This is a genomic window from Muriicola soli, assembly GCF_004139715.1.
GTDB classification, from domain to species: domain Bacteria; phylum Bacteroidota; class Bacteroidia; order Flavobacteriales; family Flavobacteriaceae; genus Muriicola; species Muriicola soli.
Genome location: NZ_CP035544.1, coordinates 1,803,774 through 1,819,378 on the forward strand (window position 1 = coordinate 1,803,774; position 15,605 = coordinate 1,819,378).

The window sequence follows — 15,605 nt, forward strand, 5'->3', positions numbered from 1 at the left end:
GAATATGCACACTTTTGAAGTGTATTAATTAAAAAACCAGAATTATGAACCATCTATTATTAGTCTTAGTTTTCGTATTTACACTTTTTTCTCAGCTCTGCTTTTCCCAGGAGGATGCTGGTGCTGATATTGTAGTCACCATTGAAAATGTCCTGACAGACGGAGGACAAGTCTACGCCGCCCTGCACACTGCTGAAACATTTATGCAGAGTCAAGGCATTGACTTTGTTGTAGCTGAAGGTAAGAAAGGTGCTCTTATCATGAGCTTCGAAGGAGTGGAACCAGGGACCTATGCCATTATGGTCATGCACGATCTGAATGGCAACAACCAAATGGATTTTGACAGTAATGGAATGCCCGTTGAGAGTTACGGCATGTCTGGCAAGGATATGCACATGGGGCCACCAACCTTTGAGGCTGCAAAATTTGAGGTTACTGGCCAAGATCAGGAATTAAGGATAAGATTTTAAGCAAAAAAAAGCCCACTTCGGTGGGCTTTTTTTATATTTCCTCTGCCAGCCAGGCTTTCATCATCCAGACCGTCTTTTCTTGCTCTGTGATAAAATCACTCATCATAGAGTTGGTCCCTTCATCATTAGCTTCATCAGAAGCGTCAAGTATACGTCGTTCAATCTTAAGAAGCTCTTTCAGAGAATCTACGATCAGACGAATTGCCTTTTCATCAACCGTAACGTTTTTCCCCAAAGGCACTTTAGAAGTCTCTATATAGTCTTCAAAGGTATGTAGTGGAACTTCTCCCAGCGTAAGGATCCTTTCAGCCACCATGTCTACTTTTAAGTTGGCATCATCGTAAAGTTCTTCAAACTTTACATGAAGATCGAAGAACCTCTTTCCCTTGATATTCCAGTGAATGCCTCTAAGGTTCATGTAATATCTTTGGAAATTAGCCAATAAAATATTGAGTTCCTTTCCTAGTTCGCGCGACTGTTTTGCATCCAGTCCTATACTGTTTAATTTCATTATCATTTATTTAGGCATAAATTTATCAAATAAATATTGCTCTAACTCATAAGTTTTATCGATAGTTTTTATAAATTTATTGCGTAACACTATACTATGACGATTACGCAATTACAGTATGTTTTGGCTGTGGCCGAATATCAAAATTTTACCTTGGCAGCTGAGAAGAGTTTTGTTACCCAGCCTACCTTAAGTATGCAGGTTCAGAAGCTGGAGGACGAATTGGATGTCAGAATTTTTGACCGTAGTAAAAAACCTATTTCCATTACTGAGGCAGGTAAGAAAATCGTGGCACAGGCCAAGAATATTGTGAATGAGGCAAAACGAATTAAGGACATTGTAGATCAGGAAAAGGGGTTTATCGGAGGTGAATACACCCTGGGTATTATCCCTACAGTAATGCCCACCCTTTTACCCATGTTTTTGAAAACATTCATCAACAAGTACCCAAAGGTGAACCTAATCATTCGGGAACAAAATACAGAAAGCCTTATACGAAATTTACAGGATGGTCATCTGGATGCGGGAATTGCGGCAACACCCTTGGATATCGAATTTATCACCGAGCGCCCATTGTATTACGAACCTTTTGTGGGGTATGTACCCGAGAGTCACCGATTGCGCAAAGAGGAAAAGCTAAATCCGGAATTACTGGATATACGCGATATTTTGCTTTTGGAGGACGGTCATTGTTTTCGGGAAGGGGTGGTAAATTTGTGCAAAGCATCAAAAAATTTCGAGGATCACTTTCAATTACAGAGCGGGAGTTTTGAAACCCTGGTGAATCTGGCCAACGAAGGATTGGGAATGACGCTGCTGCCTTATCTAAATGCAATTGATCTAGATGAAAAAAAGAAATCAAATCTGAAATATTTTCAGGATCCGTCACCGGCTCGTGAAATTAGTCTGATTTACCATAAGAAAGAATTAAAACTTCACATCACTAATGCGCTGAGAGAGGTGATTGCCTCAGTGATTAGAGGGGCAATAAAATTTCAGGATGTAAAGATCATCAGTCCGCTTTCGCAGAATTGATGTTGGAGCAAGAACAATAAAAAAGCTGCCGTAAAGGCAGCTTTTTTTATGCTTTTATATAAATTAAACTTTCTCTTAGCTCTGGTTTGTCGGTTATAAATCCCATTAACCAGTGTTTCAGTTCTTCAATTTCATAGGGTAATAGCTTTGAAATTGCTTTTTTAGTTCCTTGCTGAATAACTTTGCATCGAAACTAACTTTTTGGAGTACCGTTTTGTAATACTCCAACATAGCTCTAGCCATACGTGCGTATTTTAGTTAGACTGTTTAAACGAAATTAACAAAAAAAGGGGTTCGATATTGTACCCGGATGGTTAATAATTAGATAATTTCACCAATTAATCGATGAACGACACTATACCTCGATAAATGAAAGTCTCTAAAACTCACTTTAAGGCAATTCATATCTTATTGATAGCCTGTATGTTAACAGCTTGCTCTTCCCTGAAAAATAGAAAAATTGAAAAAAATCTGACGGAAAGGTTAAATCTCAATGGCTTCGATAATCATTTTACCGGCTTTATGGTATACGCTCCTGAATCGCAGGACACCCTTATGGCATTAAACGCCCACAAGTTCTTTACACCGGCAAGCAACACTAAAATATTTACCCTCTACACAGCATTAAAAATCCTTGGAGACTCTATTCCTTCGCTGCGATATTATGCCCTGAAAGACACGGTATATTTTCAGGGAACGGGGTATCCGGGGAGTTTACATCCCGCATTTAACGACAGCAGCATTGTACAATTCCTTCAATCCTTCCAAAACTTAGTGTATGTTCCTGCGAATTTTCCCGAAGGAAGATTCGGTCCCGGCTGGGCCTGGGAAGATTTTGACAGCGCATTTTCCCCTGAACGATCTTCACTTCCGCTGTATGGCAATGTTCTTACTTACATCCGACACAGTGAACCTGAAGTTGTCCCCGAATATTTCACAGACAGCATCAGTACTGTTGCTTTGCCCGGCAGAAGATTGGAGCATAAGAACACCTTCTACTTTAACCCTGGCGGCCGGGACAGTCTTACAGTGCCTTTTAAAACCGGTATTAAACTCACGGCTGATCTTCTGGAGATCGCAATTAAAAAACCCATCACCATAAAAGAACAATTTCCGGAGGGAAAGAAAACGCTGTTGTATGGAAATACACCTGCAGATAGTCTGTATAAGCAACTCATGGAAGAAAGCGATAATTTTATAGCGGAACAATTACTGTTGACATCTTCGGCGGCACTAACAGATACGCTATCTTCCAGGCTAGCCAGAGATTTTGTTTTAGATACTTATCTGTCAGAACTTGAAGATCATCCCAGGTGGGTTGATGGCTCAGGGCTTTCGAGATATAATTTATTTACTCCAGCCTCCATGATACATGTACTGGAGAAACTCTATAAGGAGTTCGGGACGGATCGCATTTTGACTATTTTTCCGGCAGGAGGCAAAGAGGGAACCCTCGAAGATTGGTATGGAACTACAGGGGGCCCATATGTTTTTGCCAAAAGCGGGACTTTGGGAAATACGTATTGTCTCAGCGGATATATGATCACCTCTTCAGGTAGATTTCTCCTATTTAGCTTTATGAACAACCATTTTATGGAAAGTAGCTCTCAACTAAAACCAAGGATAGAGGTCATACTTGAAGCTATGCGGGATTCTTATTGACCGGAATTATAACAAATCATGGAGCTCGGCATATTGCAGGAGCATTATGGTCTTGGCGTCTTTGATCACACCAGAATTTATCATTTCCAGGGCTATTGCAAAATCAACTTCCAATACTTCGATATTTTCGGTCTCATGGGCTACACCTCCGCCTTTATTTACCTTCATGGAAGAATCATAAGGTGCAATAAAAAAGTGTAGTACTTCAGTTACAGCTCCGGGCGACATATAGGCTTCAAATACCTTCTTGACTTGTTGAACCCTATATCCGGTCTCTTCTTCTACTTCTCTTATTATACATTTTTCCGGATCTTGTTGATCGAGCATCCCGGCACAAACCTCGACCATCATTCCGGTTGGGTTGGCATTAATGTAGGTGGGCATACGGAATTGTCGGGTAAGTATCACCTTCTTCTCATCAGCCTGATAGAGTAAAATAGCTGCCCCATTACCCCTGTCATAGGCCTCCCGCCTTTGCGTTTCCCAGCTTCCATCTTCTTTTTGGTAGTCATAGGTATACCGGTATAAAGTATACCATTGATCCGAAAGGATTTCCTTTTTTACATTTTTGATTTTACCTTTTTTCAAGATGCCTTGTTTATTCTTTAATTAAACCGTAATTGCCTTGTTGAGATATCGTCTGAAGGGAATCATTTCTTGATACACTACAACAATATATTCATCAAAGTCAGGATCAGTTATGATGTCTTCTGTCAACTGATGTTCAACGGCAAAGGTCTTATTTCTTAGTAAATCTATGTAGGGATGGTCTTTTGAATACCCTTTCGGAGCAGTAAGCAGTTTTTCATCCTCATAAAGTGACCCGAAAAGCTTTTTAAACGAAGGCTTGTCTAAGATCTCCATAAATGCTTCACCATTGTAATCTATTGCTTCTCTTACACTTCTAAGTCTTTTAGGCTCCGGCCTCCAAAGTCCCCCGGCCAGGAGGGATTGTCTTATGCCAATTTGTATGTAGAAATCACCGGAGTTCGGGGCTTTGTCCAATCCTGCCCCAAAGTGGTCTTTATACACAGGTTTATTCGGGTGAAACATCAGGTTATTATTGATCCTGTTGATCGCTGTTTTTCCAGATGTCGGATAGTAATCAGGATCGACTTGTCCCAGGCGGATATTGAGTTGGTTGAGCCAATGGATAAAGGAATCTCTATGCCGATGGTAGGTTTTGCGATGCTTGTCCATCCATTCTTTAGAGTTATTCTGATCCAATTCACGGAGGAACTCCAGTAATGCCTTAAAATCGATAATGTGCTGCAAGCTTTATAAATTGTCTAATGGAGTATCCGAATTAAAACCGGTTGTCCCCGTCGAGAATATCTCCCAGTCCGCCTAAAATGCTTCCTTCTCCTTTGTCCTTTCCTCCGCCCTTGGGAGCAGAAGCCCAAACTCTTTTAGCCAGCCTGCTGAAGGGTAAAGACTGAACGTAGACCGTACCGGGTCCGCGAAGTGTCGCAAAAAACAGGCCTTCCCCGCCAAAGAGGGTGTTTTTGATTCCACCAACAAATTCAACATCGTAGTCTACGTCCTTGGTAAATCCGACGATGCAGCCGGTATCTACCTTGATGATTTCACCCGGACCTAATTCTTTTTTTGCAAGGGTTCCGCCGGCGTGGACAAAAGCCATTCCATCTCCTTCCAACTTCTGCATGATAAATCCTTCCCCGCCGAAAAGTCCGCGTCCCAGGCGCTTAGAAAATTCAATTCCAACCGAAACACCTTTGGCTGCGCATAAAAATGCATCTTTCTGACAAATAAACTTCCCTTGCTTTTCAGAGAGATCTATAGCTAAGATTTTACCCGGATAAGGCGATGCAAAACTCACCCTCCGTTTATTTCCGGAGATATTGAGGAAGGAGGTCATAAAGAGCCCTTCTCCCGTGAGTATTCGTTTTCCTGCGGATAGCAAACTTCCGAGAACTCCTTTGTTCTGATTAGAACCGTCGCCAAAGATGGTGTCCATCTGCAGGTCGGTATCCATCATCATAAAACTTCCTGCTTCAGCTACTACTGCTTCCTGGGGATCGAGCTCTATTTCTACATACTGCATCTCTTCCCCGAAGATGTGGTAGTCTATTTCGTGTGAATTCATATTGTTGGTTTTTCTTTTGTCTTGTTAGTAGTGTTTGCAGCCTTGATGTTACACTTTTTTCATCATCCTTTGTGCTATCTCTTCCATTTCCCGAAAGCGCTGCGTTCCTACCATCACCTTCTTTCCATTCTTCAGAATGAGCGCTAAGCCTTTTGTGCCTTTTACGTTGTAAACGGTACCGTATGGTGTCCAAATTCTCAGTCCATACCCTATCATCGGACTGTACTTTACGATATTAGCTTCCTTTATTTCCCTCCACGTAATCCTTTTATTCGCCAGGGGAATAAATCTGATATGGATATGTTCCCGCGTGATGAGGGTTCGTAATTTCATCAATCCTAATAACAAACAGAGCAGGAGCATCCCGAAGAATAAAATGATCAGAGCGAAATCTGGCATGGGGTTATCGCCGAAGGGTTTTTTTAGGATAATTTGCTGAATGATCCCGTAGGTTGGAATAGAAAGGCATAGAAGTACAATTATCCATATAAGCCATTGAGAAAAACGCTGCTCTTCTTTAAAGAGGACTTCTTGATTTTGGACCATTCGTGTAGTATTATTCAAGGCAGATGGGTTTATGATTTTACTTTCAGGGTCCATTCAAAATCGAAGACAGAAACCACTATCCCCTGCTCGTTCACTCCGGTGGATGTCATCCAACAAGTCTGCCCCTCCCCTGTTTCTATGGCCTTTTGCAGGGCCTGACCGATTTTATATCCATCCTCACAACTAAAGGTAATTTTTCCGGTCGCCTTTTTACTGAATGTAGCTTTGTTATTGGCGACCAGCATGGATACCTTTTTTCCGCTTTCCTGAATGTGATCCATAACCATGGCTCCGGTACTCAGTTCAGCCGCCATCCCCTGTACTGCCCAGAACATCGATTTGAATGGGTTCTGATTGATCCACCTATGAGTGACTGTCACCACGGCCTTCTCCTTGTTGAGCTCCCTCAGACGTACACCTGTCCACCAGGCGGCGGGTAATTTAAAAAAAAGAAAAGTATTGAATTTACTTGCTGAAGCAGCCATAAATAAGGATTTAAGCCCTAAAATTAAGACAATTCGACGAGATTTGATTTGTTAATATTATGTTAATTTTTAGTACTATGTTTTGCATAATACCTTCTTTTGGATATATATTTGCATAAGAAACTAATATGCCATGACAGAAACATTGTCAAAACACGAGAGAAACTTGTCAGCTGCCATCCATGCTTCAACCTTTGGGAGGTTTTTTATCCCCTTTGGTAATATCCTGCTGCCGCTGATTCTATGGTTGGCCAACAAAAAGGATTCTGATTTTGTAGACTACAATGGGAAACAAGCATTGAATTTTCAGATCAGTCTGTTGTTGTATTCCGTAGTCCTGGGAGCCATATCCATACCCTTCTTTTTTGGTTTGATTCCCGACCTGTTTGATCACGGAATTCTACAATGGGGTAATAGAGACCCATTTAATGGTGTCAATCTTTTTGTAGACTGGGACGACTTTCCCTTTGGCCGAATCTGGCCTCTGGGTATAGCCGGACTGATTCCTTTTGCGCTATTTATCGTTAATGTGGTCTATACCATTCTCGCAACGCTGCGCACCAATGAAGGCCAGACCTTTAAATATCCCATCACTATTAAATTCATCAAATAATGAAGAGCTTGTTGTACATACTCATGGCTTTTATCCTGCAGCTTGGCATGCCTGTTGCACTGGCACAACTTGCGCAAAATTCTGAATTACACCAGCTACTCAAGGAAAAAGACAGCCTTTTATTTCACGCCGCATTTAACAACTGTGACCCGGAAACCATGGCAACGCTTTTTACAGAAGATTTTGAGTTTTACCACGACAAAGGAGGAACTTCCGTTGGCAGGGAAACTTTTCTAGCCCCCATGTATGAGAGCTGTTCTGATAAAACAGAGAATTGGAAACAACCCTCTAAACGCATACTTGTAAAAAACAGTCTCAGGGTATTTCCCTTGCGAAAAGACGGGGTCTTGTACGGAGCCATTCAGGAAGGCAGGCATCGTTTTGAATTTCTAAACGAAAAACAAGAATATCAGAAGGGTGATATTGCCCGGTTTACACATGTCTGGATGCTTCAAGATGATCAATGGAAGATCAAACGCGAATTGAGTTATGATCACCAACCAGCCTCAAGTTATCAATTGGAAAACTAAAAACACATCAATCTAAATATGAGTTTATTCATCAATCAAAATCCCATGAAACTACAAAAAACGAACAGTTAATCCTATGCTGAAGGAAGATCCGACTCATCACCGGACAGCATGTAACAGAAGAAAAAATTATGAACATAGAAAACACAAAAGCGCAAATGCGAAAGGGAGTGCTGGAATACTGTATCCTGTCTATCCTTCAGGAAGAAGACAAGTATACCTCTGAAATTCTCGACACTCTTAAAAACGCTAAAATGCTGGTGGTAGAAGGTACTATTTACCCCCTGCTTACCAGGCTGAAAAATGCCGGATTACTAAATTACCGATGGGAAGAATCGACCTCCGGGCCACCCCGAAAATACTACGGGTTAACAGAAACCGGTAAAATGTTCCTCAAAGAACTCGATTCAACCTGGGACGAACTAAGAAACGCCGTGAATTTGGTCACCAACGCTAAAAAAGTAAAAAAATGAACAAAACAGTCAATATAAATCTTGCAAACGTCCTTTTCCACATCGATGAGGAAGCTTTCAACAAGCTAAAACGATACTTGGAGGCTATCAAGCGGTCCTTTTCAGGTACAGCGGGTAGTGACGAAATCATAGCCGATATTGAAGCTCGGATCGCAGAACTCTTCCAGGAAAGGTTGGAGAACGAAAGACAAGTGATCACCATGAAGGAAGTAGATGCCGTTATTCAGGTCATGGGTCAGCCCGAAGATTACAGGGTTGATGAGGATATCTTTGAAGATGCCCCCAGAACTGATGAGCGAAGAGCTTCGAGAACGAAAAAACTCTATCGCGATATCGATAATAAGTATATCGGTGGTGTTTGTGCCGGACTCGAACACTATTTGGGCATCGATAGCCTTTGGATTAGACTGATCTTTATCCTTCTGGCCCTCACTACCGGATTTGGTTTTATTGCGTATATCCTGCTCTGGATCCTTGTCCCCGAAGCGGTCACCACCTCTCAGAAACTTGACATGAGAGGTGAACCGGTAAACATCAGCAACATCGAAAAAAAAATTAAAGAAGGCTACGACGATGTCGCCGAGAAAGTAAAGGGTGTAGACTATGAGAAGGTAGGCAACAAAGTAAAAAGCAGTGGCCGGACATTTTTTGACGCTCTGGGGAATGTGATCTTATTCCTCTTTAAAGTCTTTGCCAAATTTATTGGCGTCTTGTTGATCATTATCGGGGCATCAACTCTGATAGGACTATTCATTGGGCTTTTCACCGTAGGAACTCTGGATATCATACATATTCCGGGGCTCGACTTCTACGATATCTTTAATGCGTCAGGAACACCGGTTTGGGTAGTTTCCCTCCTCTCATTCTTTGCTGTGGGAATCCCTTTCTTTTTCGTGCTTTACCTTGGACTTAAGATCCTGATCAACAATTTGAAATCTATAGGGAATGTTGTCAAATTCTCTCTCCTGGGTCTTTGGTTGATTTCGATTATCGGCCTGGTGGTTATGGGAATTCGTGAAGCTGCTGCACATGCTTATTCGGGGAGTACTACAGTTAAAGAAGAACTTTACCTGCCTCCCGGACAGGACACCCTCGTCATTAGACCCATGAGTAGCGAATTATTTGAAAATCAGGAAAATATCGGTTTTAACGATATGACTATCACTTATGATGAAAATGGAGAACGTTTATTGTTTTCCGACGACATCCGGTTCGATATCACAAAATCTTCAGATACTCTTGCCTATCTTAAAATTCGAAAAAATGCCGATGGGAGTTCCCTTTCTGACGCCAGGAACAGGGCATCCAACATTCTGTATTCATATACGCTTGAAGGAAATACCCTCTCCCTCAATAATTTTCTGACCACCGCCATGGAAAATAAGGTCCGTGACCAGGAAATCCGGGTAACGCTAACGATCCCCGAGGGCACCCTGATTCGTTTTGAACCCGGAATGCGAAGATATATAGGACGACTAACACGCTATGATAAAGACATTTATCGAGGAGACTTAGTGGATTACCTCTGGCTAATGACCGCCAACGGGGAATTGAAATGTCAGGATTGTCCTGAAAATATGAATGGAAGACTGGAATGGAGTGACGATGAAGGCCGGATAATTATCGATGAGGATGGAATAGATATCAACGTCAAAGACGGTGGAGAATCCTTTAAACTGAAGATCGATGAACGCGGAGTTGAGATCAAGGCAGACGATGATGGTTTATAATTTACATTTCATCCCTGTGATTCTACAACTCAGTCATTGAAACTATTTTAAAAGCCTCTAGTCAAATACTTTTGAATCAATCAATTAATAATAACAACCCCCCGGCAATAAAATGCCGACTAAAAAACAACAACATGACAACACTAGCTAGATTTGCAATCGCCGTCCTAATGGCCCTTTTCTTATCTTCCTGTGCCTTCGATATGAATTTCGGGCAGGGTAAAAAAGGCAATGGAATTGTCGCCAAGGAAACAAGAGAGGTCTATGAAGATTTTACAGTAGTTTCAGCCTCCGAGGGCCTTGATGTTTTCGTAACCCAAGCCGGTAATTTCTCTATTGAAGTTGAAGCTGATGAAAATGTCATAGAATTAATAGGAACAGACATTAAAAATGGGAAATTGAAAATTCACACCTTAGAAAACATAGGAAGGGCTACCAAAAGGATACATGTAACTCTCCCGGAGGTAACCGGACTAGACGCCTCCAGCGGTGCTGATCTGATTACCCAAAATGTGATACGTGCGAACAAAATAGGTCTGGATGCCAGCAGTGGAGCCGATATAAAGGCCTCAGTAATTGCAGACGAAGTTGAAGCAGACACCAGTAGCGGGGCTGATATCAGGATTGAAGGAGAAGCCGAGCTGTTAAGGGCCGATGCGAGTAGTGGATCAGGAATCAGGGCCAAGGACTTTGCAGTAAGAGTGTGCTACGCCGATGCGAGTAGCGGTGCTGATATCGATATTAATGTTTCAGAGTCTCTTATTGCGGACGTAAGTAGCGGTGCAGACATTTCCTATTCCGGAAATCCAACAGTAGAAAAAAACAAATCCTATTCAGGAAGGGTCCATAAAGATTAAGATCAACTATCCAACAAACCGTTAAACCCCGATTTTTTCTTCGGGGTTTTTTATTTCGCTCTTTGCTTTGTTTATCTTAGGAATAAATTAAATGCATGGAAGTTCGGCTATCCCAACACAAACTAAAACTCAGGCATCGTTTTACGATCTCAAGGGAATCTCATGAAACTCAGGACACCTTAATCGTTCATTTGAGTCAGGACAAAGAAACAGGATACGGGGAAACAACTTCAAACCCATATTACGGCCATACCGTTAAAAATCTTATGGAAGAAATAGAAGCCATAAGGGGTGAAATTGAGAACTACACCTTATCCAAACCTGAGGACTTCCACCTGTGGTTATCAAATAAAAACCTCTCCAGATTTGCCCTCTGTGCTCTAGATCTCGCTGCCCACGATCTTTATGGAAAGTTACAAAACAGGCCTCTTCACAAGCTTTGGAATACCACTCTTGACAACTATCCAACCACCAATTACACCTTGGGTATAGACACGATTGAAAATATGGTCGCTAAAATGAAGGAAATGCCATGGCCTATTTACAAGATCAAATTAGGCACTTCTGAGGATTTGGATATTGTCAGAGAATTGAGAGAGCACAGTAATGCAGTTTTTAGAATAGATGCAAATGGTGCCTGGACAGCAGCCCAGACAATTGCCATTAGCCCTGAGCTTAAGAAACTGGGAGTTGAATTTATAGAACAACCTCTTAAAGCCGATGATTGGTCAGGGATGGAACAGGTTGTCCATCATTCTGTCTTGCCTGTAATTGCAGATGAAAGCTGCCTGGTGGAAGAGGACGTGGAAAGATGTGCCCTTCACTTCAACGGAATCAACATTAAGCTTACTAAATGTGGCGGACTAACCCCCGCCTTGCGGATGATTAAAAAAGGTAGACAGCTAGGATTAAAAATAATGGTAGGCTGTATGACGGAGTCTACAGTTGGTATTTCTGCCATTGGGCAACTACTGCCACAGTTAGATTATGTAGACATGGATGGTCCCTTACTGATCAGCAATGATATCGCAAGAGGCATAGAAATTAACAAAGACGCAACAATCACATTTCCATCCCTGGGAGGAAGTGGAATAAGGCTTATCAAATGATGGTAGAAGTACAAGAATATCCGGGCAGGACACTTGTTCATAAAGGAGCTACATATCTTTATTTTGGAGGCACTTCCTACCTCGGGATACAACTTGAGCCAGAATTTATTGAAATAGCAAAGCGATATATCAGTAAATATGGTACCAATTACGGTGCATCCAGGAGGTCGAATATACGATTAGATATTTATGAGCGGGCCGAAGACTATCTATCACAGTGGATCGGAGGTGAAGCCAGTCTTACGATGTCTTCCGGCTATCTCGCCGGCCAACTGCTCGCACAACATTTTAAAACGAGCGAGCACAAATTGTTTTATGCCCCAAATAGTCATTCTGCCTTGTATACCAGCAAAGCCAAACCTTATACTACCTATACCACCCTCAATATTGCTTTACAGGAACACCTTCATAACAACAAAAAAGAAGTGCCGGTAATCTTTATTGATTCTATTGACTTTTCGGGTTGTAATTATCCCCATTTTGATATCCTGCGAACACTACCCCTGGATTCCTGCATTCTGGTCGTGGATGATTCGCATGGAATAGGGGTAGTGGGTAAAAACGGGGCAGGCGTTTTTCGCAGTCTTAAGTCCCTTCCGTGTAAGGAGCTGGTACTTTGCGCTTCCCTGGGAAAAGCAGTGGGGATTCAAGCTGGAGTTGTTACCGGTAATAGTTCGAGGATAAATAAGCTGAAGGCATCCGATTTCTTTGGGGGGGCAAGTCCGGCAGCCCCTTTTTACCTCGCGCAATTCATGGAGGCTGAAACCCACTATCGGCAAAAAAGAAAAGAATTGAAACAGAACATCTCCTTATTCGACAATCTTACCAGGGGTCTTAAAGTATTGAATGGTATGCCACAATATCCGGTCTACGGTTACTCCAATCAGTCGATGACGGACTACCTAAAAGACCAACGGATCCTGGTGACCGATTTTAGGTATCCCACCGAAGATTCCTATGCCGCCAACAGAATCGTTCTTACAGCTGCCCACAATAAAGAAGACATAAATACCCTGGCCACGGCCTTAAATACCTTTGTCAATCAGTTATAAATAGTCCACTATCTTCTTTAGCTGTAAATAATCTCTGAATGTTAAAGCTTTTCCCAAAAAAATTGTATCTTAATTGAACATTTTTGAGGGATTAAAACATTCAACCATGAAAAAATATATCAAGATCTTAGGGCTTGCAATTATCGTTGTAATTGCGGCAATTGCAATATCATCTAAACCCAATACCATGCATTCCATGCAAGGGGTTTGGGAATTAAAGAGTTTTTCTAACTGGAATGGAAATGCCATTGATACTGTGGATAAGGCTCCCGGATACCGGCAGGTGAAAATTTATTACAATGGAAAAATTATGTGGTCCCGATGGGTTCCCGGAGACGAGAAGGGCAGATTTGGATACGGTTCGTATAAAATAACTGATACCGACCTTATTGAGACAATTGAATACGGGGATTATGAAATGATGCAGGCGTTAGACACGATGCGGGTTTTTACCTTTGAGCTCGACCTTAAAGACGATACCTATAGCCAGATAACGCTAGACAACGAAGGGAATCCTACCTTCTCAGAGAATTACGTCCGAATAGACTAATCCTAAAGAATTTATAAAGTAAAAAACCCCGGAAATTCCGGGGTTTTTACTTTAAATACGTTTACTAAATCAGGAATTTACTTCTTCAGGAGTCTCTACAGTGGCCAGATATCGTTCAGCATCCAGAGCAGCCATACATCCGGTTCCGGCTGCCGTTACCGCTTGCCGGTACTCTTTATCCTGCACGTCTCCGCTGGCAAAAACGCCCGGTTTCGTAGTTTTAGTTGATTTTCCTTTGGTGATCAGGTATCCTGTACTGTCCATCTCCAGCTGTCCTTTAAAGATATCTGTGTTCGGTTTGTGACCTATGGCCACGAAAAATCCGGTGATCGGGATCTCTTCTTTTTCGCCCGTTTGGTTGTTCACCATTCTAAGTCCTTCTACAACCTGCTCTCCGAGAATCTCATCTACTTCTGTAAAATAACGAATATCAATATTGGCCAAACTGTTTACCCTGTGTTGCATAGCTTTGGAAGCGCGCATTTCGCCTTTACGGATCAGCATGGTCACCTTTTTACAAATATTTGCCAGGTATGAGGCTTCTTCGGCAGCCGTATCGCCTCCACCCACAATAGCAACTTCCTGTCCTTTGTAGAAGAAGCCATCACAGACTGCACAAGCTGATACTCCCCCACCCCGCAGACGTTGTTCACTGGGTATGTTTAAATATTTTGCCGAAGCCCCGGTGGAAATAATTACCGTTTCCGCTTCTACCACCTTTGAATCGTCGATGGTTACTTTATGGATTCCACCTACCTGATCACTAAATTCTACTGCCGTTGCCATTCCTATTCGCACTTCGGTTCCGAAGCGCTCGGCCTGTTGTTGAAGCTGGATCATCATAGTAGGACCATCAATTCCTTCAGGATATCCCGGGAAATTGTCAACTTCAGTAGTAGTGGTTAACTGTCCTCCAGGCTCCATCCCCGTATAGATAACAGGTTTTAAATCTGCGCGTGCGGCGTAAATTGCTGCTGTATATCCGGCTGGTCCTGAGCCCAGGATCAGGGTTTTTATTCTCTCTATAGATTCTGCCATAATATATCTTCTCGTAAAAAATTAGATTGTAAAAATACCCCTTTGTCATCTTTCGGGTAAGGCAAAGTTATCAAAAGTTATGATAGTTACATAACAGATAGGAGCACGCCAGGTATTGCAATTCTGAATGTGCCGAGGCATTCAAAGCTTCACTCCAAAAGCAAGATCCCCCGCGTCTCCTAAGCCCGGGACTATATACCCTTCCCTGCTGAGTTCTCGATCAATTGCAGCAATCCACAGATGTGTATTTTCAGGAAAAAAATTCTTTATATAGGATACACCGGGACTAGATCCAATAACCGAGACGATATGAATTTGTTTTGGTGTGCCATGTCTCTGAAGGGCCTTATATACATTTTCCAGTGTTTTTCCCGTCGCGAGCATAGGATCCGTCAGGATGAGTATTTTGTCTTTTAAATCAGGGGCGGCAAAATACTTAACAATCACCTCAAATTCCTCACCTCCATCCGGGTGATGCCGATAGGCTGAAATAAAAGCATTCTCGGCCTGGTCAAAGTAATTTAACAAACCCTGATGCAAGGGCAAACCAGCCCGCAAGACGGAACATAAAACCAAATGATCTTCGAGTTTTGCTACCGATGCATTACCCAGAGGAGTTACAACTTCAGACTGATAATAACTTAAGGTTTTACTCAACTCATATCCCAGGATCTCTCCGATGCGCTCAACATTTCTTCTAAATCGCATACTATCACCTTGTACATCTCTGTCCCTTATTTCGGCAATGAATTGATTGAGAAGGCTGTTTTCGCTTTCGAGCTTGTGGATAATCATAAGGCTTATATTTTCTTACTAAGGTAGCATATCCCATACACT

19 protein-coding genes and 1 pseudogene are annotated in these 15,605 nt (G+C 42.1%); 11 read left to right on the plus strand and 9 right to left on the minus strand.

Annotation, left to right across the window (positions count from 1 at the left end):
• Positions 1–44 precede the first annotated feature (44 nt).
• Positions 45–470: a DUF2141 domain-containing protein gene (locus EQY75_RS08160; RefSeq protein ID WP_129604759.1), complete on the plus strand. Its 426-nt coding sequence runs from the start codon at positions 45–47 to the stop codon at positions 468–470.
• Between the two features lie 31 nt (positions 471–501).
• Here the strand turns inward: EQY75_RS08160 and EQY75_RS08165 are convergent, their stop codons facing one another.
• A complete protein-coding gene (locus EQY75_RS08165; RefSeq protein WP_129604761.1) occupies positions 502–981 on the minus strand; it encodes a Dps family protein in 480 nt (159 codons plus the stop codon).
• A 96-nt stretch (positions 982–1,077) separates the two neighbouring features.
• Here EQY75_RS08165 and EQY75_RS08170 point away from each other — a divergent pair, with 96 nt between their 5' ends.
• The gene (locus EQY75_RS08170; RefSeq protein ID WP_129604763.1) at positions 1,078–2,016 is read left to right on the plus strand and encodes a LysR substrate-binding domain-containing protein; all 939 of its coding nucleotides are present in this window, start codon (positions 1,078–1,080) and stop codon (positions 2,014–2,016) included.
• A gap of 46 nt (positions 2,017–2,062) precedes the next feature.
• On the opposite strand, the pseudogene EQY75_RS14230 reads toward EQY75_RS08170, so the two are convergent.
• Positions 2,063–2,259: pseudogene (locus EQY75_RS14230) on the minus strand (hypothetical protein).
• Between the two features lie 126 nt (positions 2,260–2,385).
• Here EQY75_RS14230 and EQY75_RS08180 point away from each other — a divergent pair.
• Positions 2,386–3,678, plus strand: a complete 1,293-nt coding sequence (locus EQY75_RS08180) for a D-alanyl-D-alanine carboxypeptidase (protein WP_129604765.1) — start codon at positions 2,386–2,388, stop codon at positions 3,676–3,678.
• A 6-nt stretch (positions 3,679–3,684) separates the two neighbouring features.
• Here EQY75_RS08180 and EQY75_RS08185 read toward each other — a convergent pair whose 3' ends face one another.
• Genes EQY75_RS08185 through EQY75_RS08205 form a run of 5 tightly spaced genes read right to left on the minus strand, consistent with a single transcriptional unit; the run spans position 3,685 to position 6,816 of the window.
• Positions 3,685–4,266 (minus strand): NUDIX domain-containing protein, encoded by a 582-nt coding sequence (locus EQY75_RS08185; RefSeq protein WP_129604769.1) that lies wholly within the window; start codon positions 4,264–4,266, stop codon positions 3,685–3,687.
• A gap of 21 nt (positions 4,267–4,287) precedes the next feature.
• Complete coding sequence (locus EQY75_RS08190; protein ID WP_129607049.1) at positions 4,288–4,941, minus strand: DUF2461 domain-containing protein; 654 nt, start codon at positions 4,939–4,941, stop codon at positions 4,288–4,290.
• A 43-nt stretch (positions 4,942–4,984) separates the two neighbouring features.
• A complete protein-coding gene (locus EQY75_RS08195) occupies positions 4,985–5,785 on the minus strand; it encodes a TIGR00266 family protein (protein ID WP_129604771.1) in 801 nt (266 codons plus the stop codon).
• A gap of 48 nt (positions 5,786–5,833) precedes the next feature.
• Positions 5,834–6,331, minus strand: a complete 498-nt coding sequence (locus tag EQY75_RS08200) for a DUF6141 family protein (RefSeq protein WP_129604774.1) — start codon at positions 6,329–6,331, stop codon at positions 5,834–5,836.
• A 29-nt stretch (positions 6,332–6,360) separates the two neighbouring features.
• Complete coding sequence (locus tag EQY75_RS08205) at positions 6,361–6,816, minus strand: DUF4442 domain-containing protein (RefSeq protein ID WP_129604776.1); 456 nt, start codon at positions 6,814–6,816, stop codon at positions 6,361–6,363.
• Positions 6,817–6,949: 133 nt separating this feature from the next.
• Here EQY75_RS08205 and EQY75_RS08210 point away from each other — a divergent pair, with 133 nt between their 5' ends.
• The 8 genes from EQY75_RS08210 to EQY75_RS08245 all read left to right on the plus strand — a co-directional run bounded on the left by EQY75_RS08210 (position 6,950) and on the right by EQY75_RS08245 (position 13,730).
• Complete coding sequence (locus EQY75_RS08210; RefSeq protein WP_129604778.1) at positions 6,950–7,429, plus strand: DUF4870 domain-containing protein; 480 nt, start codon at positions 6,950–6,952, stop codon at positions 7,427–7,429.
• Complete coding sequence (locus tag EQY75_RS08215) at positions 7,429–7,959, plus strand: nuclear transport factor 2 family protein (protein ID WP_129604781.1); 531 nt, start codon at positions 7,429–7,431, stop codon at positions 7,957–7,959. Before EQY75_RS08210 ends, EQY75_RS08215 begins: the two co-directional genes overlap by 1 nt.
• Before the next feature lie 131 nt (positions 7,960–8,090).
• Entirely contained in the window at positions 8,091–8,432 is a 342-nt protein-coding gene (locus EQY75_RS08220; protein ID WP_129604783.1) for a PadR family transcriptional regulator, read from the plus strand.
• Entirely contained in the window at positions 8,429–10,162 is a 1,734-nt protein-coding gene (locus EQY75_RS08225; protein WP_129604786.1) for a PspC domain-containing protein, read from the plus strand. Before EQY75_RS08220 ends, EQY75_RS08225 begins: the two co-directional genes overlap by 4 nt.
• Before the next feature lie 134 nt (positions 10,163–10,296).
• Entirely contained in the window at positions 10,297–11,019 is a 723-nt protein-coding gene (locus EQY75_RS08230) for a head GIN domain-containing protein (RefSeq protein ID WP_129604788.1), read from the plus strand.
• Between the two features lie 95 nt (positions 11,020–11,114).
• Positions 11,115–12,128 carry a dipeptide epimerase gene (locus EQY75_RS08235; RefSeq protein WP_129604790.1) on the plus strand — a complete coding sequence of 338 codons (1,014 nt, stop codon included), beginning with the start codon at positions 11,115–11,117 and terminating at the stop codon, positions 12,126–12,128.
• Complete coding sequence (locus EQY75_RS08240) at positions 12,125–13,180, plus strand: aminotransferase class I/II-fold pyridoxal phosphate-dependent enzyme (protein ID WP_129604793.1); 1,056 nt, start codon at positions 12,125–12,127, stop codon at positions 13,178–13,180. The genes EQY75_RS08235 and EQY75_RS08240 overlap by 4 nt, the downstream gene beginning before the upstream one ends.
• 106 nt (positions 13,181–13,286) lie before the next feature.
• Complete coding sequence (locus EQY75_RS08245; protein ID WP_129604795.1) at positions 13,287–13,730, plus strand: hypothetical protein; 444 nt, start codon at positions 13,287–13,289, stop codon at positions 13,728–13,730.
• Positions 13,731–13,799: 69 nt separating this feature from the next.
• Here the strand turns inward: EQY75_RS08245 and trxB are convergent, their stop codons facing one another.
• The gene (gene trxB / locus EQY75_RS08250; protein ID WP_129604797.1) at positions 13,800–14,768 is read right to left on the minus strand and encodes a thioredoxin-disulfide reductase; all 969 of its coding nucleotides are present in this window, start codon (positions 14,766–14,768) and stop codon (positions 13,800–13,802) included.
• A 141-nt stretch (positions 14,769–14,909) separates the two neighbouring features.
• Positions 14,910–15,563, minus strand: a complete 654-nt coding sequence (upp, locus tag EQY75_RS08255) for a uracil phosphoribosyltransferase (RefSeq protein WP_129604798.1) — start codon at positions 15,561–15,563, stop codon at positions 14,910–14,912.
• Positions 15,564–15,605 lie beyond the last annotated feature (42 nt).